This window comes from Glycomyces artemisiae, assembly GCF_003002955.1.
GTDB lineage: Bacteria > Actinomycetota > Actinomycetes > Mycobacteriales > Micromonosporaceae > Glycomyces > Glycomyces artemisiae.
Genome location: NZ_PVTJ01000002.1, coordinates 438,336 through 455,323, shown reverse-complemented (window position 1 = coordinate 455,323; position 16,988 = coordinate 438,336). Strand labels below are relative to the sequence as shown.

Sequence of the window (16,988 nt, the reverse complement as noted above, 5' to 3'; positions counted from 1 at the left end):
TACGATCGGAAGCGCGGGGAGAACCCATCCCTCCGCCCGGCCCAAGCCCCTGAGCAGACGAGGCGTGTTAGAGCTATGACGTATCCGCCCCCCGGCGGCGAGAACCCGCAGTACCAGCTGCAACCCGAGCCGCAGCAGCCCAGCGACCCTTACTCGCAGGGGTACAACACGCCTCCGCCCCCCACGAACTACTACCAGCAGCAGCCGGGCTACTCGCAGCCGCAGATGCAGCCCCCGCCGCAGCAGCCGCAGTACACCCAGCCGCAGATGGGCGTCCAGCCGGGCCCGTACCCGTCGGCCCCCGGCTCGGTCCTGCCGCCGCCGATCCCGCCCGCCAAGCAGGGCGGCAGCCTCGGCGTGATCCTCGCGGTCGTCGTCGGCCTGGTCATCGTGCTCGGCGTGGCCGCGGTCCTGCTGATCCCGAAGCTCACCGGCGAGGACGACGACCCCCAGGCGGGCGGCGACGACCCGGCGACCAGCGAGTCCGAGGAGGAGCCCGAGCCCTCCGACGAGGCGTCTGAGGAACCGGCGGAGGAGCCCACCGACGGCGGCGACTCCGGCGGCGGCGGGTTCGACTCGTGGGGCACGCCGGTCGGCTCCGCGGGCGACTACTCCTACGACGTCTCGACGCCCGAGGGCGTGGCGCTGGCGTACCAGGTCGCGCAGAACAACGGCGACGACGAGACCCTCCAGTCGCTGTGCGCGGCGGACATGACCGACGACATGGCCTGGGACCTCGACTACGAGATCAACGACACGGCCGCTCCCGCCTCGTACCCGTACTGGGCGATGTCGCGCGAGGTCGACGGCGTCGTGCAGGCGTGGGCGGGCTACACCTGGGACGACACCGCCCCGCAGTCCGCCGACGACACGATCGGCGGCTACACCTACACGCTGGTCGAGGAAGACGGCGCGTGGAAGCTGTACGACCTTGAGTACGGCCTCCTGAACTAGGCCCGACCGGACTCGACGGCGGTGCCGGAGCCCTGAAGGGCTCCGGCACCGCCGTTTCGGCATCCGGGCGATGGCCACCGAGGCGAGTTATCCACAGGGCGATGACCTGCGCCGCGATACCACCCCAAGAGTTATCCACAGGCCTGAAACAAAGATGTGGACGCTCGGCGACGGGTCGGCGACGGTTGGTACATGACGCAGCAACCGATGTACCGCACCGCAGCTCCCGTGATGACCGATTCTCCGTTCGAAGGCGACCTGCTCACCGCCGGGGAGGACCTCCTCCTGCGGTTCGAGACCGTCTTCGAATCCGACTTCTCCCAAGTGGCGACGGGCCGCACCGCGGCCTGGATCCACGGCTTCGACGTGCTCCCGCCGGGTGCCGACCAGCGCGAGTGGCCGGTCGAGTCCTCCTCCGATCCGGTGCTCGCGGACGTCGCGGTGGTCGACGGCCTCCCGGTGACCACGCTCGCGCGGACCCTGGTGGACTGCGCGGCCGACCTGCCGCGCCTCGAAGCGGTCGCGGCCGCCGACCAGTTCCTGCGGGCGGGCATCGAGGTGCACCGCCTCGCGGACGCCCTCGAACCGCTGCAAGGCGAGCGCCTGCGCCGCGCGAACGCGACGCTCCTCGCCGCCGACCCGCGTGCCGAGTCGCCCATGGAGTCCTGGACCCGCTGCCTCATCGCCGACGCGGGTCTCCCCGCCCCGGTCCCGCAACTGCGGGTCCGCGGCCCGAACGGCCGCTCCCGCTTCCTCGACCTCGGCTGGGACCGGTGGCGCATCGGCGTCGAGTACGACGGCATGGCCACTCACTTCGGACTCGCCGCCGAAACCGGCGACCGGCGCCGCCACCTCCTCCAGACCCTCGGCTGGGAGGTCGAGGTCCTCACCGCCTCGGAGGTCATGGAGCACCCCCGCCCATGGCTCATCCGGCTCCGGGATCGCCTGCTGCGCAAGGGCTGGGACCCCAGCGCCGACGACCTCCACGACATCAACGCACGAATCGAGGAGATCGCCCTGGCCCTGAGGTAGTACCGAAGAGGACGGCACGACCGGGCGGGGCGTCGGCACCGCGGCTCGAAGCGATCGCCCCGCCGCACGCCGAGCAGAGGACGGCACGATGACCGGGCGCCGCGCCGCAGGGTGGGCGGGATTTGGCGGGCGCGGGCGCGGAGGTGGGCGGGAATCGGGGTGGGGTGGGGGCGGGGGGAGGGGGAGCCCCCCCGGGGGGCCCAGGAGGTGAAAACGGGGGCGGGGCCGCGGGCGCGGGCGGGCTAGGATCGTTGCGAGCATTGTTCGAATAAGGCGGGGAGCGCACGTGGCCGACGGGACCTTCGGCGGGTTCGCGCGCCCGGCGGAGCCGACGCCGCAGGAGATCACCGAGTGGGCGCTCGACCCGTACTCGACCGCCCCCGAAGGGCGGCAGTGGGACCTCACCCTCGCCACCGACGAGCTCGCCGACACCTGGCTGGAGCTCGCGGGCGACCCGACCTGCCCGAAGCGGTCGTTCGCGCTGCACGTGCTCTACATCTACGCGGGCGACGCCGTGCGCACCAAGTTCCGCGTCCACGCGCGCAAGCGCGTCGACCGGCTCCTGGAGAAGGCGTCGGAGTCCCGGGACCAGTATGTTGGACTGTGGGCAGCCAACACCCGAGCGCTGATCCGCCAACCGGACCTGTTCGACTACCACGAATGGTGCAACGGCGGGCTGGTGCGACGGCCGCGGCGGCTCGACCCCGGCCCGAAGAGAAGATGAGAAGCCATGGCACCGCTTGAAGAGAGCGCCGTCCGATGAACCGGCCCGACCCGAACCTGCGCATGTCGAACGCCGACCGCGAGGCGATCATCGCCCGCCTCCACGCCGCCACCGAAGAGGGCCGCCTCGACCTCCACGAGTTCGCCGAGCGCTCCGGGAAGGCCTACGAGGCCCGCACCTTCGCCGAGGTCGAGCACCTCCTCGCCGACCTCCCCGAGGCCGCCGGCGCCCTCGCCGTCCCCACCCCGTCGCCGCTCGCCCCGAGCGCGCCCGCCGAGATGCGGATCGCCCCGAAGGCGTCGTCCGTGGAGCGCAAGGGCGACTGGGTCGTCCCCGCGCGCCTCGTCGTCGACGCGAAGGCCTCCTCCGTGAAGCTCGACTGCCGCCACGCCGTGATCCGCTCCGGCGCGGTCGACATCGACGTCAACCTGATCGCGTCCTCGCTCGAAGTGGTCCTCCCCCGCGGCGCCTACGCCGCGGACGACAATACGGACGTCGTGGCGAGCTCGGTGAGCAATCACGCCCCCTACAAGGGAGGTTCGGGCATTCGCTTCACGTTCTCGGGGAAGGCCAAGGCCAGCTCCGTGACGTTCCGCCACGAGCGCCGATTCCTCTGGTGGCGTTGGTAGACCGCTCCCCCGGAGGAATGGAATTCAGTGAATGCAAGGGCGCCGCAACGTCCAATGTAACGGCCCCATAACAGTCATGCCTGATCCCGGCAATCCCCTCATACGAGGGTTTACACCGAACCTTCCTCGCAATAGGCTCGTTTCCGTGCGCCGCGGCCACGGCAAGTGACCTTGCAGTGGAGGACAGTCACCCTCCGCGGTGCGCGCCCCCCTTGAGAGGAGCTCATCGCATGGGGACCCCGTACCCATCCACATCCCGGCGCGCCCGAGGGCGCACCCGAGCCGGAACCAGAGCCGCGGCAGGCGCCGCGGCCGTCCCGCTGGTGCTCGTCGGCCTCACCGCCGCGGCGGCCCCGGCCGCCGCTGAGCCCGCGCTCCCCGAGGTCGTCCCCCAGTACTTCAAGGAGGCCGCGGCCCCCGTCGACTACGAGGACGGCTTCTACGTCGTCCAGCTCGCCGACGACCCCATCGCCACCTATGACGGCGGCATCTCCGGCCTCGACGCGACCACCCCCGACAGCGGCGACACGATCGACTTCGCCGCCGACGCGGTCCAGGAGTACGGCGACTACCTCGCCGAGGAGCGCGCCGACGTCATCGCCGAGTTCGACGTGGACGCCCTCGCCGAGTACGACACCGTCCTCAACGGCTTCGGCGCGCACCTCACCGCCGCCGAGGCCGAGGCGCTCGCCGCCAGCGACGACGTGCTCGCCGTGACCCCCGAGGTCATCTACCAGCCGACCGGCAGCAACTCCGCGGTCGACACCACCGGCTTCCTGGACCTCTCGGGCGGCGACGGCGCCTGGAACGAGGAGTTCGGCTCCGCCAAGCACGCCGGCGAAGGCGTGATCGTCGGCGTCCTCGACACCGGCATCTGGCCGGAGAACCCGGCCCTCGCCCCGCTCTCGGAGCCCCGCCCCGACCAGGACGTCATCGACGCCAAGTGGAACGGCGAGTGCGTCACGGGCGAGGACGAGGACCCCGCCGGGAACATCGAGTGCAACAACAAGCTCATCGGCGCCCGCTGGTTCGACGCCGCCGGCCGGTCCGCGGACGGCTACGCCTCCCCGCGCGACTCCGACGGCCACGGCACCCACACCGCGACCACGGCCACCGGCAACTACAAGACCAAGGTCGAGGTCGACGGCGAGCGGATCGGGACGTTCACCGGCATGGCGCCGGCCGCCCGCGTCGCCGCCTACAAGGTCTGCTGGGGCGGCTGCTCCAGCCTGGACATCAACGCCGCCATCGAGGCCGCGGTCCAGGACGGCGTCGACGTCATCAACTTCTCGATCGGCTCGACCGGCACCCCCGAGTTCCTCGACTCGACCTCGTGGGCGTTCCGCGCCGCCGCCCAGGCGGGCGTCTTCGTCGCCGCCAGCGCCGGCAACGACGGTCCCACTTCCACTGTGGACCACCAGGAGCCGTGGGTGACCACGGTCGCGGCGTCCTCGCACGACCAGACCTTCCGCACCGAGATGGAGTTCGGCCGCGAGGAGATCGAGGTCGCGGGGCTGGTCGGCGAGGCCGAGTGGCCGGTGAAGCTGGCGACGGACGCGGCGTTCGACGACGCCGACCCGGCCGCGGCGGCGACCTGCAACACGGGCACGCTGGACCCCGAGAAGGCCGAGGGCTACGCGATCGTGTGCGTGCGCGGCAACACGTTCACGGCGAACGCGGACGAGGTGCACGGTGCGGGCGGGGTCGCCCTGATCGTGGTGGACCAGTCCGAGCGGGGCCCGGCGAACGTCGTGACCTCGCAGTCGGTGCCGGTGATCCACGTGTCGTACTCGGACGGCCAGGAGCTGACCGAGTGGATCGCGTCGAAGAGCCGCCCGAAGGTGGAGGTCGAGACGTCGGAGCTGGAGGACCAGAACGCGCCGTCGATGGCGGCGTTCTCGTCGAACGGCCCGGCGCTGTCGGCGGGCCAGAACCTGCTGAAGCCGGACATCACCGCCCCGGGTCTTGAGGTCCTGGCGGGGATCACGCCGGACAACCACGCGGGCAACGACTTCGCGACCGCGCAGGGCACGTCGATGGCGAGCCCGCACATCGCGGGCCTGGCGGCGCTGATCGCATCGGCGCACCCGGACTGGTCGCCGATGGCGATCAAGTCGGCGATGATGACGACCTCGTACCAGACCGACCAGGACGGGAACCCGATCCAGCGCGGCACCGAGGACGCGACGCCGTTCGACTTCGGCGCCGGTCACGTGGACGGCGCGGAGATGTTCGACCCGGGCCTGGTCTACGACTCGGGCGTCGTCGAGTGGGTGCAGTACGTGTGCGGCACTCCGGAGGCGTTCAAGATCCAGTCGCTGTGCGACACGTACGGTTCGATGGACCCGTCGCAGCTGAACTACCCGTCGGTGACGGTGGCGGAGCTGACCGGCGTCTACGAGGTGACCCGCACGGTCACGAACGTGTCGGACCGCAAGTCGACGTACAACGCGGACATCACGGCTCCTGCGGGCTTCGAGGTCGAGGTCGACCACTCGCGGCTGACGCTGGACGCGGGCGAGTCGGCGTCGTACACGCTGACGATCACGCGCACGGATGCGGCGTTCGGCGAATGGGCGTTCGGCGACATCACCTGGGTGGAGAAGCGGGGCCACCGCACGGTCCACGAGGTGCGTTCGCCGATCGTGGTGAAGCCGTCGCAGCTGGCGGCCGCTGACGAGGTGACCTATTCGGGCGCTTCGGGTTCGGCCGAGATCTCGGGCGTGTCGGGCTTCGACGGGTCGCTGGGCGCGTCGGTGTCGGGCCTGGTGCCCTCGGAGGTCTCGACGGCGTCGCTGACCGACCCGGACTCGTCGTCGTTCCCGTCGGACGCGCCGGTGGAGAGCTCGCACACGGCGTCGTTCGAGTTCACGACGCCGGCCGATGCGGCGCTGGTGCGGTTCTCGACGTTCGAGGACGAGCACCCGACCGGGACCGACCTGGACCTGTTCGTGTACCTGAAGGAGGGCGACGAGCTGACGCTGGTCGGCTATTCGGCGTCGGGCGGCTCGAACGAGTCGGTGACGCTGCCGGGCGGCTACACGTTCGTGGCGTTCGTCGACGAGTGGGCGGGCCCGTCGCCGCTGGACGCGCGCCTGCACACGTGGGTCGTGCCGGGTTCGGACGAGGGGAACCTCGCGGTGTCCCCGGCCGAGCAGGACGTGTCGCTCGCGGGCGAGTTCTCGGTGTCGCTGTCGTGGTCGGGTCTGGCCGCGGACTCGCGGTTCCTCGGGACGCTGAATTATGCGGCGGACGGCGAGGCGATCGACTCGACGGTCGTGGGGGTCACGACCTGAGTGCGCCTGAGCGCTTGAGTATCTGAAGGGTTCAGGGCGCCCGCCGCGGTCGCGGCAGGCGCCCTGTTCGGCGTCCCGGGAGCCGAACGGCGCCCCGGAGCGGAAGCTCCGGGGCGCCTCGTCGTGTTCGCGACCGGCTAGGCGTAGGGGTCCTCTTCGGCATCGCGGATGATGCCCCAGATCTCCTCGTCCTCTTCGAGCCAGTCCTTGTGCTCGCCTTCGGCTTCCTGGTCGCCGCCCATGCCGCGGCCTCCCATGCCGCCGCCGGCGCCCATCATGCCGCCCATGCCTCCGCCGGTGCCGCCGAGGCCCGCGGCGGTGTTGCCGACGGCGCCCGCGCCGGTCGCGGAGGCCGCGCCGACGGGGAACGATCCGCCGCTGCCGAGCGTGGAGCCGCCGAGGCCGCCCCCGCCGGAGGCGAGACCGCCCGAGACGCTGCCGCCGCCTCCGCCGCCGGGCGGTTCGAGGCCGCCGCCGTCGGACATGGCGCCGCCCGCTTCGAGGCCGCCGCTGCCGGCGTCGAGGCCCCCGTAGGAGTCGGCGAGCATGTCGGAGGAGTCGCGGAACGTCGAGGGGCTCGACGGGTACGCCTCGGGCTGGAAGGTCGACGCCGATTCCTCGGCGTTCTCCCAGCGGTTCACGACGTCCTCGTTGGCGATCTGCGAGCGCGAGTTGTAGTCGTCGATCCCGGCGTTGACGTCGGCGGTGATGTTGCTGTTCGCGTCGGCCTGCGCCCAGGAGCGCGCCTGCTCCTCGGTGATCGGCGGCTCGTCGTTCTTGTGCTTGCGCATGTAGTAGTCGGTCTGGTTCTCGACGTAGTCCTGGACTTCGGAGACGTAGTCCTTCTCGAATCCGCCGAGTTCCAGGAGCGCGCCGATGAGGCCGCCGTCGTTGTCGCATCCGGCGGTGACGTCGCACCATCCGGAGCGGAACGGCGGGCGCACGTGCACGAGCGGGTCGGTGAACATCGACTCCATGTCGGAGATCCAGTAGAGCGGCGCCGGGTACGGCAGCTCTCCGGAGTCGCCGCCCTGGAGGCCGAAGAACTCGTCGGCCTTCTGCTCCAGGAGCCCGACGGCGCCGGTGGTGGCGTCGCCGATGTCGTCGCACACCGAGGCGCAGTTGGCGAGCACGATCTCGACCTGCTCGGCGAACGCGTCGAAGTCGGTGCCCTTCCAGGTCTCCGAGAGCGTGCGCAGGGCGGACTTCAGGGTCGGGCCGATCCCGGTGGCCGGGTCGGTGTCGAAGTCGGTCTTGAACTGCTGCCAGTGCTCGCTGACGGAGCGGAGCGCGTACTTGTCGGGGTCGTCGGGGCGGACCTCGGCGACCAGGTTGCGGATGGACTGCTGGCTCGGCGCGGGCGTGCCCTTGGTCTCGACGGTCAGCATCTGGACCTGCCCGGCGATGGGGATGGCGGAGACGAGCTTGATCCAGGCGGCCTCGGCCTCGTTGTAGAGGTTCTGGCAGTTGGCGTAGCCGCACGGCTCGCCGGAGAGGAACAGCGCGTCGGCGTCGCGCCGCTGGTATTCGACGACGGTGGAGTCGTCGGGCGCGTTGTTCTCGTACTCCTCGCGGGGTCCGCGCGGGTGCTCGTCGCGGTCCCGGCTGGCGTGGTCGCCGTCGTCATCGTCGTCGCGGTCGTCGTCTTCACGGTCGTCGTCGCGGTCGTCCTGGTCGTCGTCGTCGCGCTCGTCGAACTCTTCGTCGGTGCGGTCGTCGTCGCGGCCGGTGTCGCCGCTGGTCTGGGTGTCTGGCATGGTGGTCAGTCCTCGCTTCGCGACAGGTCGGCGGCCGAGTTCGCGTCGGTGTCGGCGGCGCGCTCGGCGACGCCGTCGACGGTGGCGATGATGCCGGCCAGGTCGGATCGGAGGTCCTGCAGGTTGGACCAGGTCTGTCGGTGGAAGTCGCGGTACATCTCGCGGGCGGTCTGGCCGGAGTCGAGGAGCCCGAAGCCGGGCTCCACGCCGAGTTCGTTGCCGTGCCGCAGCCGTTCGATCAGTGTTTCGAGGAAATCCAAGCGGCCCTGCGCGGCCTCGCGGAACTCGGCGAGGGCGTCGGGGTCGACGGAGCGATCGGACACGGGGTCACACTCCAAGGGGGACGAGGGTTTGAGTCCAAAGCGAACTCAATTCTATCCACCGAGTGCCACGCCACGGGTACGCTCCGTTGCCGGAATTGTCCGTTAAGGACGGATCTCTGCCGGACTTTTCTTCAGTTAATATTCCTGTTTGGCACGACTCCGGGAGAGTGTTCACCCGGAAGGGGCGAATGCGCAACGCGGCAAGGAATTCCGGAAGCAACTCCTGGACCGGTGACAACTCCAGACCCACTGTCAACTGTGGAAACTAAAGCAAAAGGCGGCCCCGCGCTGCGGGGCCGCCCCTCCCGCCACCTGAGTGAACGGGGAACGAATGCCAAGCGGCTCTTAGGCGTCGACCCGCTCGGGGAGCGGCTCGGACTCGCGGAGGTTCTCCGGCGGCGGCGCCACGAACTTGTAGCCGACCTGCCGCACCGTGCCGATCATCGACTCGTACTCCGAGCCGAGCTTCGCGCGCAGGCGCCGCACGTGGACGTCGACGGTGCGGGTGCCGCCGAAGTAGTCGTAGCCCCACACCTCCCGCAGCAGCTGCTCGCGGGTGAACACGCGCCCGGGGTGCTGGGCGAGGAACCGCAGCAGCTCGAACTCCTTGTACGTCAGGTCGAGCGGGGCGCCCTTGAGCTTCGCGGCGTACGTGTCCGGGTCGACCGTGAGGTCCCCGGCGCGGATCACCGCGGGCCCGGCGGCCGTGGCCGCGTTGGGCTTCCCGGTGGTCAGCCGCAGGCGCGCCTCGACCTCCGCCGGGCCGGCCGAGGCGAGCAGGAAGTCGTCGACGCCCCAGTCGGCCTGGAGCGCGGCCAGGCCCGCCTCGGTGACGATCGCGAGGAGCGGCACGGTCAGGCCGGTGGCCTGGAGGACGCGGCAGGTGGCGCGGGCGTCGGCGAGGTCGGACCGGGCGTCGACCATGACGGCGTCGGGGCTCGGCCCGCTCAGCAGCGCCCGCACGTCCCGGCCCGCGTACCGCGCGCGGTGCGGCAGCAGCTCCAGGGACGGCAGGATGGACTCTGGGGACTCCGGCACGGGGTTGGAAGTGAGGATCAGGATTTCCAAGGCAGTCCTCCGCTGGTAGGTGAGCACACGCGAATATCGCTCTTCCCGGCTTCGGCGACGGGTGGGCTTACATGCGGTAGGTGGAGTCCTGTCCGAGTGTAAACGGTCACCGGCCGAATGACCAGCGTCACGACTGTGTGACTTCACTATTCGGGACGCATTGCGGCGAGGAGCCGGCAAACCGCCGTTCACCGCGCCGACACGCGCTGCTCACGGCCCGCCCCGCACCCGTCACCCGCGCGGGTGGCGCGCGGGACACCGGACGGACCGCCCATCGAAGGTGAACGGTGCACAAGGGCCTTGCCGTAGGCTGTGTCCGTGTCGTACAGCCGACCCGACGAGACCTGGGGCCACGAACCCCCCGAGGCGGCCCGGCCCGCCGAGGGCCCCGCCTGGGGCGAGACGTACCCCGAGGAGCCGCGGGCCCCCCGCGGGACGGGCTCGGGCCCCGCCGCGTCCCGCAAGGCGGCCTCCCGCCGCCCCGCGCCCCGCCGCTCCTCCGCGGACACCGGCGCCTACCGGGCCGCCGGGGCCGACGGCCGCGAGGACCACACGCTCCCGCCGCCCACCCCGCCGCTGCTGCACCGCCTCCCCGCGGTCGCCGTGGTCGTCGTCGTCGCGGCCGGGCTCGTCCTCGGCGCGCAGATGGAGCGGCCCGTCTACGCCGCCGGGATCGCGGTCCTCCAGATCGCCACCGTCGCCCTCGTCACGTGGGTCCGCAAGATCGACGGCGCGTGGGTGACGATCGCCGTCGCGTCGCTCCTCGCCGTGGCCGCCGACTGGGTCGCCGTCACCTGGACGCCCGTGTCGCTCCTGCCGGTCACCGTGCTCCTCGCGCTCGCGTTCGGCGCGGCCGTCGCCGGGCAGCTCGTGCGCCGCACCCACGAAGGGGTCACCGAGAGCCTCGGCTTCACGATGGTCCTGTGCGTCGCCGTCTGCGGGTACGCCTGCTACATCGCCCTGTCCCGCCTGGGCTCCGCGCCGCCCGCCATGTACTCCGCGGTCGTCGCCGCCGGGACCGCGGTCCTCGCCGCCCGCGCCGTCGACCTCGTCATGCCCGACCCGCGCATCAACCGCCAGGTCACCCGCGGCGCGTTCGGGATCGTCATCGGCACCATGTGCGGCACCGCCTCGGCCGCGTACGCCGGGCTCGTCATCGAGGGCCCCGACCCGAAGCACGCCGCGATCGGCGGGCTCCTCGTCGCGCTCATCGCGGTCCTGTCGGACCTCGCGTGCGGGTACCTGTCGGCGTCGCGGCGCATCGACGGCGCCGGGACCGCCCCGAACCCGGTGGTCAGCGCCGCGGGCCCGCTCCTGGCGTTCGCCGTCACGGGCCCCGTGGTGTACCTCCTCAGCGCCTACTACATGATCGACTGACGCACACCCCTCGCGCCGCACGCACCCCGAGACTCCCTGGAGCCCCCTGGTGAAGATCCTCCGCCGCCTCCTGATCACCCTCGTCATCGTCGCCGCGCTCGTCGCCCTCGGCGACCGGGTCGCGAACGCCGTCGCCGAACGCCGCATCGCCACCGAGGTCGCGGCCACCGCCGCCGACCACGGCGCCTACTCCGAGCAGCGCCCCGACGTGACGATCCACGGCTGGCCCTTCGCGACCCAGGCGTGGACCGGCGACTTCGAGCAGATCGACATCACCCTCAAGGACGTCGGCGCGAACGGGCTCATCTTCCCCGAGCTGGCGATGACCGCCCGCGACGTCGAGGCGGACTGGCGCGAGCTCGCCGACGGCGGCGACGCGGTCGCCGGGACCCTCGACGTCGACGGCACCATCTCCATCGACTCGATCGAGGCGCTCCTGGCCGAGCAGACCGGCTGGGACCTGGAGATCGACCGCGACGGCAACGCCACCCTCACTGCGACCGAGGAGCTCGGCGGCATGAGCGTCGACCTCCAGGCGACCGGCACCGTCGAAGTGAGCGACGACGCCATCTCCTTCACGCCCGACGCCGTGGAGTCGCTCACGCAGGGCCTCCCGCAGTCGGTGCAGCCGCTCGTCGACCAGTTCGCGTCCCAGCTCACCTCCACCGTCGAGCTCCCCGAGCTGCCGTACGGGATCACGCTCGCGGAGATCGCGTTCGAGGGCGACGCCGTCGCCATCGCCGCGTCCGCCGAGGACGTCGTCCTCACCTGACCGGTGACCGCCCGCTCGCTTTTCGTGCCGTCCGCGGTCCGCATCGCGAGAACGGCGGTGGATTCGGCCCGGCAAGTCTGCTAGCGTTCTGCCCATGCGCAAGCCGATGCTCACGAAGCGGCGCGCGATCGACTACTGCATGATCGCGGCCACGCTCTGTCGAATGCCTTAGGCGACTCGCCCGGCCCCGGAGGCCGACGGCAGTCGCCGCATTGCGGCCCAGCGTGCGTGACATCCAAGAGCAAGGCTTGCATCCCAAGGTTCCATGACCCGCGCCTTCCGCGCGGCCGGAACCGGTCTCGATCCCAGGACTGACGATCCCCTGGATCACCCTGCTCGCCGTCGCGAACGGCTTCTCAGCACCGCCCGCCGGGCCCTCTCGAACTCGGAAACAGTCGGATACCGAAACCATTCCTTTCTACGTTCAGGAGAGAACAGCCATGGCCCGTGAAGACGTGCTGGTGACCGCCGATTGGGCGGAAGCGAACCTCGACACCCCCGGAGTGGTGTTCGTCGAAGTCGACGAGGACACCTCCGCCTACGACAGCGGCCACATCAAGGGCGCCGTCAAGATCGACTGGAAGGACGACCTCCAGGACCCGGTCCGCCGCGACTTCGTCAACCAGGAGCAGTTCTCGCAGCTCCTCTCGGAGCGCGGCATCGCCAACGACGACACCGTCGTCCTCTACGGCGGCAACAACAACTGGTTCGCGGCCTACGCGTACTGGTACTTCAAGCTCTACGGCCACGAGTCCGTGAAGCTCCTCGACGGCGGCCGCAAGAAGTGGGAGCTCGACGCCCGCGACGTCGTCACCGAGGTGCCCAAGCGCGAGGCCACCGAGTACGTCGCCAAGCCGCTCGACTGGGGCCTGCGCGCCAAGCGCGACGAGGTCGAGGCCGCCATCGGCGTCAAGAACCTCATCGACGTCCGCTCCCCCGACGAGTACGCCGGCCGCCTCCTGGCCCCGGCCCACCTCCCGCAGGAGCAGTCCCAGCGCGCCGGCCACATCCCGACCGCACTGAGCGTCCCGTGGTCCAAGGCCGCGAACGAGGACGGCACCTTCAAGTCCGAGGACGAGCTCCGCGAGCTCTACGTCGGCGAGGCCGGCCTCGACGAGTCCAAGTCGACGATCGCCTACTGCCGCATCGGCGAGCGCTCCAGCCACACCTGGTTCGCGCTCCGCGAGCTCCTCGGCTACACCGACGTCAAGAACTACGACGGCTCCTGGACCGAGTACGGCTCCCTCGTGGGCGTCCCGATCGCGCTGGGCGACGAGCCCGGCACCAAGTAGCCGGCGACGGCACGGAAAGGAAGATCCATGTCTGACAGCTGCGCTGCACCCGACCAGGACCTGGCCCTGCCGGCGTCCGTGGACCTCGAAAAGGAGACCGTGCTCAGCGGCACGGTCGTGAACGACGAGGGCGAACTCGTCCAGGGCGCGTACGTGCGCCTCCTCGACGGCACCGGCGAGTTCACCGCCGAGGTCGTCACCGGCGAGGGCGGCCAGTTCCGCTTCTTCGCCGCCCCCGGCAAGTGGACGCTCCGCGCGCTCTCGCGCTACGGCGACGCCACCGGCGAGATCGAGGCCGCCCGCGGCGTCAACGAGACGAAGCTCGCCGTCAGCCGCTAGTACCGACCGGGGCGATTCAGCTCGTATCCCAGTCAGGAAGGGCCCGGACACGTTCGTGTCCGGGCCCTTTTCACGTCCCGGCGGGGCGCTACTTCTGGAGTTCCCTGTAGCGGGCGGTCTTCGTCGCCGGGTCGTAGAACCCGGCGGGGGTGCGGAGGATGACGTTGACGCGGTTCCAGGCGTTGATCTGCGCGCACATCGCGACGAGGGCCGCGATCTGCTCGTCGTCGTAGTGCTTGCGCACCGCCTCCCAGGTCTCGTCGCTGACGCCGTGCGGGTTGTCGGCGAGGCGCGCCGACTCCTCCGCGAGGGCCAGCGCGGCCCGCTCGGCGTCGTCGAAGGCGGGCGCTTCGCGCCAGACGGGGACGAGGTTGAGGCGCTCGGGGTCGTCTCCGGCGTGCACGGCGTCCTTGAAGTGCATGTCGGTGCAGAAGCCGCAGCCGTTGATCTGGCTGGCGCGCAGCTTCACGAGCTCCATGGTGCGGTGCGGGACGGTGGAGGCGGTGTGGAACAGCTTCTCGTTGGCGAGCATGTTCTTGTAGTAGGCCTTGGCGAACTCGGTGTCGGTGAAGGCGAGTCGGGCTTCCATGGTGTTCCTTCCTGCGGGGCCTATCGGGGCCGGTGGACTTCGTGGATTCCGGTGAGCTTGTCGGGGTTGCGGACCATGTCGACGGCGACGATGCGGCCGTCGGCGATGCCGAGGAGGGTGATGCCGCCGACTTCGCCGCCGACGACGGTGAGGAGGGCGGGGCCGCCGTTGACGGTGGTGACGCGATGGTGGAAGTCGTCGTAGCGCAGGGTGACGCCGGTGAGGAAGCGGGCGATCTTGTCGGCGCCGCGGACAGGGTTGCGGGCGGCGCGGACGACGCCGCCGCCGTCGGAGGTGAGGACCGCGTCGGGGTCGAGGAGGGCGGTGAGGCCCTCGATGTCGCCGGAGGTGACGGCGCGGGAGAACGCCTCGACGACGTGGCGGTGCTCGTCGGGGTCGACGTCGAAGCGGGGCTGGCGGCGCTCGACGTGCTCGCGGGCGCGGCTGGCGAGCTTGCGGCAGCCGGCGGGGGTGCGGCCGAGGGTCTCGGCGACCTCGTCGAAGGTGAGGCCGAAGACGTCGTGGAGGACGAATGCGGCGCGCTCGGCGGGGCTGAGCGTTTCGAGGACGACGAGCATCGCCCAGGACAGGGAGTCGGCGAGGCTGACGCTGTCGGCGGGGTCGGGGGCGGTCTCGACGGGTTCGGGCAGCCACGGGCCCACGTAGGCTTCGCGGCGGACGCGTGCGGAGCGCAGGACGTCGAGGGCGAGGCGGGAGGTGGTGGTGACGAGCCAGCCGGTGAGGTCGTCGATGGCGTCGGCGTCGGTGCGCTGCAATCGCATCCAGGCGTCCTGGACGACGTCCTCGGCTTCGCTGACGGAGCCGAGGAGTCCGTACGCGACGCCGACGAGGCGCGGTCGCAGTTCTTGGAAGATCGCTGCGGCGGATTCCGGTCGGTTCATGTCGGGAGGACGGGGCATGGTTCAAGAGTGTGACACCGGATCGCTGATTGTGACGGTTGTCTCGCGGATCGGGTAGGGCAGACTGTGTCCCGTGTTCTCGAACGTCTCGGCGCGCTGGCGCCGCCGCCTGCGCGTCGCGGTCATGGTGTGGGCGCTGCTGCTGTTCGCGGCCGCGTTCGCGGGGACTCGGGCGACGGTCCGCGAGCAGGTGGACGCCGCGCAGGCCCGCGCGGTCATGGACGCGGCCCTGGGCGAGGCGGCCGCTTCGGTGACGGGCGCGGCGGTCCTCGCGGCGGGGCCGCTGGGCGTGGAGGACTGCGAGGTGACGCCGGTGCGCCCGGGGGCGTCGCTGTCGCGGACGCTCCAGATCTCGGGGGCGACGGTCGACCAGGTCGAGGCGCTCGCCGACCGGTTCGGCCTCGAACCGTCCTCGGATTCGGATGCGGCCGTGTGGTTCGGCGACGCCGACGGCTACATCAGCCTCCGCGTGACCGCGGAGGTCCCCGACCCTCCGGGCGGCCGCTGGTCCGAGCCGGTCACCGTGCAGGCGACCACGGGCTGCCGCCCCCTCGACGGCGGCGTCCCGGACTTCACTCCGGACCCGCCCGCGAGCGCGACCCCCGAATGGGAGTACGGCGCGGTCCCCTGCCCGGGCGGCGGGGAGCTCGCCAGTTGGACCGAGGCGGTCGAGGCCGAGCCGCTCCGCGTCCACGAGACGACGGGCGGCTGCGCGTAGGCGGCTATTTGTCGATGTCGCCGACGACGAAGAACATGGAGCCGAGGATGGCGATCATGTCGGGGATGAGGCAGCCGGTCATGAGGGTGGCGAGGGCCTGCACGTTCGCGTAGGACGCGGTGCGGAGCTTGAGCCGGTAGGGGGTCTTCTCGCCGCGGCTGACGAGGTAGTAGCCGTTGGCGCCCAGCGGGTTCTCGGTCCACACGTAGGTCTCGCCCGCCGGGGGCTTGAAGATCTTCGGGAGCTTCGTGTTGACGGGCCCGGGCACGGCGGCGGCGCGGTCGAGGCAGGTCCGGGCGAGTTCGATCGAGGCGTACACCTGGTCCATGAGGCAGAGGAAGCGGGCGTGGCAGTCGCCTTCGGTGCGGGTCACGACGGGCACGTCGAGGTCGCCGTACGCGAGGTAGGGCTCGTCGCGGCGCAGGTCGAAGTCGAGGCCGGAGGCGCGGGCGACGGGCCCGGTGACGCCGAACGCGGCCGCGGCGGCGGCGTCGAGGACGCCGACGCCCTTGGTCCGGGCGGCGAAGATCTCGTTGTGGCGCAGGAGCTTGTCGAGTCGGGCCATGCCGGTCTCGACGTCGTCGACGGCGCGGCGGGCACGGTCCTCCCAGCCGTCGGGCACGTCCTGCTTGAGGCCGCCGACGCAGTTGTACATGTAGTGGATCCGGCCGCCGCTGGCCTCCTCCATGACCGCCTGGATGCGCTCGCGTTCGGTGAACGCGTAGAACATCGGGGTGATCGCGCCGATCTCCAGGGGGTAGGACCCGAGGAACATGAGGTGGTTGAGGATCCGGTTCATCTCCGCGAGCGCCATGCGCAGCCACACGGCGCGCTCGGGGACCTCGATCCCGGCGAGGCGCTCGGCGGCGAGGGCGACCCCGAGTTCGGAGGAGAACGCGGACAGCCAGTCGTGCCGGTTGGCGAGCAGCATGATCTGCCGGAAGTCGCGCACCTCGTAGAGCTTCTCGGCGCCGCGGTGCATGTAGCCGACGATCGGCTCGCATTCGGTGACGCGTTCGCCGTCCACCCGCAGCTTGAGCCGGAGCACCCCGTGCGTGGAGGGGTGCTGCGGGCCGATGTTGAGCACCATGTCGGCCGCTTCGGTCGATGCACCGACGCCGACGATCAGCTGTTCGCTCACCCCCTCATCGTCGCAGTTTCCTCCCGGTTCGGGAAGAGGAGCCGCGGCGTGGCCGCG

Annotated in this window: 16 protein-coding genes; 10 read left to right on the top strand and 6 right to left on the bottom strand. The window is 71.1% G+C overall.

Annotation, left to right across the window (positions count from 1 at the left end; all coding sequences use genetic code 11):
* Positions 1–75: 75 nt before the first annotated feature.
* The 5 genes from B0I28_RS06675 to B0I28_RS06650 all read left to right on the top strand — a co-directional run bounded on the left by B0I28_RS06675 (position 76) and on the right by B0I28_RS06650 (position 6,635).
* Positions 76–954 (top strand): hypothetical protein, encoded by an 879-nt coding sequence (locus B0I28_RS06675; protein ID WP_106363009.1) that lies wholly within the window; start codon positions 76–78, stop codon positions 952–954.
* Between the two features lie 192 nt (positions 955–1,146).
* A complete protein-coding gene (locus tag B0I28_RS06670; protein ID WP_146147990.1) occupies positions 1,147–1,986 on the top strand; it encodes a hypothetical protein in 840 nt (279 codons plus the stop codon).
* A 286-nt stretch (positions 1,987–2,272) separates the two neighbouring features.
* A complete protein-coding gene (locus B0I28_RS06660; protein ID WP_106363007.1) occupies positions 2,273–2,710 on the top strand; it encodes a hypothetical protein in 438 nt (145 codons plus the stop codon).
* A gap of 35 nt (positions 2,711–2,745) precedes the next feature.
* Positions 2,746–3,339: a DUF1707 SHOCT-like domain-containing protein gene (locus tag B0I28_RS06655; RefSeq protein WP_106363006.1), complete on the top strand. Its 594-nt coding sequence runs from the start codon at positions 2,746–2,748 to the stop codon at positions 3,337–3,339.
* 230 nt (positions 3,340–3,569) lie between these two features.
* Positions 3,570–6,635, top strand: coding sequence for a S8 family serine peptidase (locus tag B0I28_RS06650; RefSeq protein WP_106363005.1), 3,066 nt, complete (start codon positions 3,570–3,572; stop codon positions 6,633–6,635).
* Positions 6,636–6,772: 137 nt separating this feature from the next.
* On the opposite strand, the gene B0I28_RS28220 is transcribed toward B0I28_RS06650, so the two are convergent.
* The 3 genes from B0I28_RS28220 to B0I28_RS06635 form a co-directional block, all read right to left on the bottom strand.
* Complete coding sequence (locus B0I28_RS28220) at positions 6,773–8,392, bottom strand: hypothetical protein (protein WP_181245666.1); 1,620 nt, start codon at positions 8,390–8,392, stop codon at positions 6,773–6,775.
* Between the two features lie 5 nt (positions 8,393–8,397).
* The gene (locus B0I28_RS06640; protein WP_106363004.1) at positions 8,398–8,715 is read right to left on the bottom strand and encodes a hypothetical protein; all 318 of its coding nucleotides are present in this window, start codon (positions 8,713–8,715) and stop codon (positions 8,398–8,400) included.
* A 345-nt stretch (positions 8,716–9,060) separates the two neighbouring features.
* Positions 9,061–9,783 carry a winged helix-turn-helix transcriptional regulator gene (locus B0I28_RS06635; protein WP_106363003.1) on the bottom strand — a complete coding sequence of 241 codons (723 nt, stop codon included), beginning with the start codon at positions 9,781–9,783 and terminating at the stop codon, positions 9,061–9,063.
* A gap of 318 nt (positions 9,784–10,101) precedes the next feature.
* Between B0I28_RS06635 and B0I28_RS06630 the strand changes: the two genes are divergently transcribed.
* The 4 genes from B0I28_RS06630 (at position 10,102) to B0I28_RS06615 (ending at position 13,563) form a co-directional block, all read left to right on the top strand.
* On the top strand, positions 10,102–11,160 hold the full coding sequence (locus B0I28_RS06630; protein WP_146147989.1) for a hypothetical protein: 1,059 nt from the start codon (positions 10,102–10,104) through the stop codon (positions 11,158–11,160).
* A gap of 49 nt (positions 11,161–11,209) precedes the next feature.
* A complete protein-coding gene (locus B0I28_RS06625) occupies positions 11,210–11,932 on the top strand; it encodes an LmeA family phospholipid-binding protein (protein ID WP_181245665.1) in 723 nt (240 codons plus the stop codon).
* 440 nt (positions 11,933–12,372) lie between these two features.
* A complete protein-coding gene (locus B0I28_RS06620; RefSeq protein ID WP_106363000.1) occupies positions 12,373–13,224 on the top strand; it encodes a sulfurtransferase in 852 nt (283 codons plus the stop codon).
* Between the two features lie 27 nt (positions 13,225–13,251).
* On the top strand, positions 13,252–13,563 hold the full coding sequence (locus B0I28_RS06615; RefSeq protein WP_106362999.1) for a DUF1416 domain-containing protein: 312 nt from the start codon (positions 13,252–13,254) through the stop codon (positions 13,561–13,563).
* Between the two features lie 88 nt (positions 13,564–13,651).
* Here B0I28_RS06615 and B0I28_RS06610 read toward each other — a convergent pair whose 3' ends face one another.
* Positions 13,652–14,152: a carboxymuconolactone decarboxylase family protein gene (locus B0I28_RS06610; RefSeq protein WP_219926600.1), complete on the bottom strand. Its 501-nt coding sequence runs from the start codon at positions 14,150–14,152 to the stop codon at positions 13,652–13,654.
* A 20-nt stretch (positions 14,153–14,172) separates the two neighbouring features.
* Positions 14,173–15,054 (bottom strand): sigma-70 family RNA polymerase sigma factor, encoded by an 882-nt coding sequence (locus B0I28_RS06605; protein ID WP_106362998.1) that lies wholly within the window; start codon positions 15,052–15,054, stop codon positions 14,173–14,175.
* A gap of 91 nt (positions 15,055–15,145) precedes the next feature.
* Between B0I28_RS06605 and B0I28_RS06600 the strand changes: the two genes are divergently transcribed.
* On the top strand, positions 15,146–15,790 hold the full coding sequence (locus B0I28_RS06600; protein WP_106362997.1) for a hypothetical protein: 645 nt from the start codon (positions 15,146–15,148) through the stop codon (positions 15,788–15,790).
* Positions 15,791–15,794: 4 nt separating this feature from the next.
* On the opposite strand, the gene B0I28_RS06595 is transcribed toward B0I28_RS06600, so the two are convergent.
* Positions 15,795–16,880 carry an NADH-quinone oxidoreductase subunit D-related protein gene (locus tag B0I28_RS06595; RefSeq protein ID WP_106363424.1) on the bottom strand — a complete coding sequence of 362 codons (1,086 nt, stop codon included), beginning with the start codon at positions 16,878–16,880 and terminating at the stop codon, positions 15,795–15,797.
* Positions 16,881–16,988: the final 108 nt, after the last annotated feature.

Bases quoted from the DNA above. Each gene is read 5' to 3' on its own strand.
- B0I28_RS06595 (WP_106363424.1), bottom strand. From the start codon at position 16,880: ATGGTGCTCAACATCGGCCCGCAGCACCCCTCCACGCACGGGGTGCTC.
- B0I28_RS06605 (WP_106362998.1), bottom strand. From the start codon at position 15,054: ATGAACCGACCGGAATCCGCCGCAGCGATCTTCCAAGAACTGCGACCG.
- B0I28_RS06675 (WP_106363009.1), top strand. From the start codon at position 76: ATGACGTATCCGCCCCCCGGCGGCGAGAACCCGCAGTACCAGCTGCAA.
- B0I28_RS06670 (WP_146147990.1), top strand. From the start codon at position 1,147: ATGACGCAGCAACCGATGTACCGCACCGCAGCTCCCGTGATGACCGAT.
- B0I28_RS06655 (WP_106363006.1), top strand. From the start codon at position 2,746: ATGAACCGGCCCGACCCGAACCTGCGCATGTCGAACGCCGACCGCGAG.
- B0I28_RS28220 (WP_181245666.1), bottom strand. From the start codon at position 8,392: ATGCCAGACACCCAGACCAGCGGCGACACCGGCCGCGACGACGACCGC.
- B0I28_RS06620 (WP_106363000.1), top strand. From the start codon at position 12,373: ATGGCCCGTGAAGACGTGCTGGTGACCGCCGATTGGGCGGAAGCGAAC.
- B0I28_RS06610 (WP_219926600.1), bottom strand. From the start codon at position 14,152: ATGGAAGCCCGACTCGCCTTCACCGACACCGAGTTCGCCAAGGCCTAC.
- B0I28_RS06615 (WP_106362999.1), top strand. From the start codon at position 13,252: ATGTCTGACAGCTGCGCTGCACCCGACCAGGACCTGGCCCTGCCGGCG.
- B0I28_RS06650 (WP_106363005.1), top strand. From the start codon at position 3,570: ATGGGGACCCCGTACCCATCCACATCCCGGCGCGCCCGAGGGCGCACC.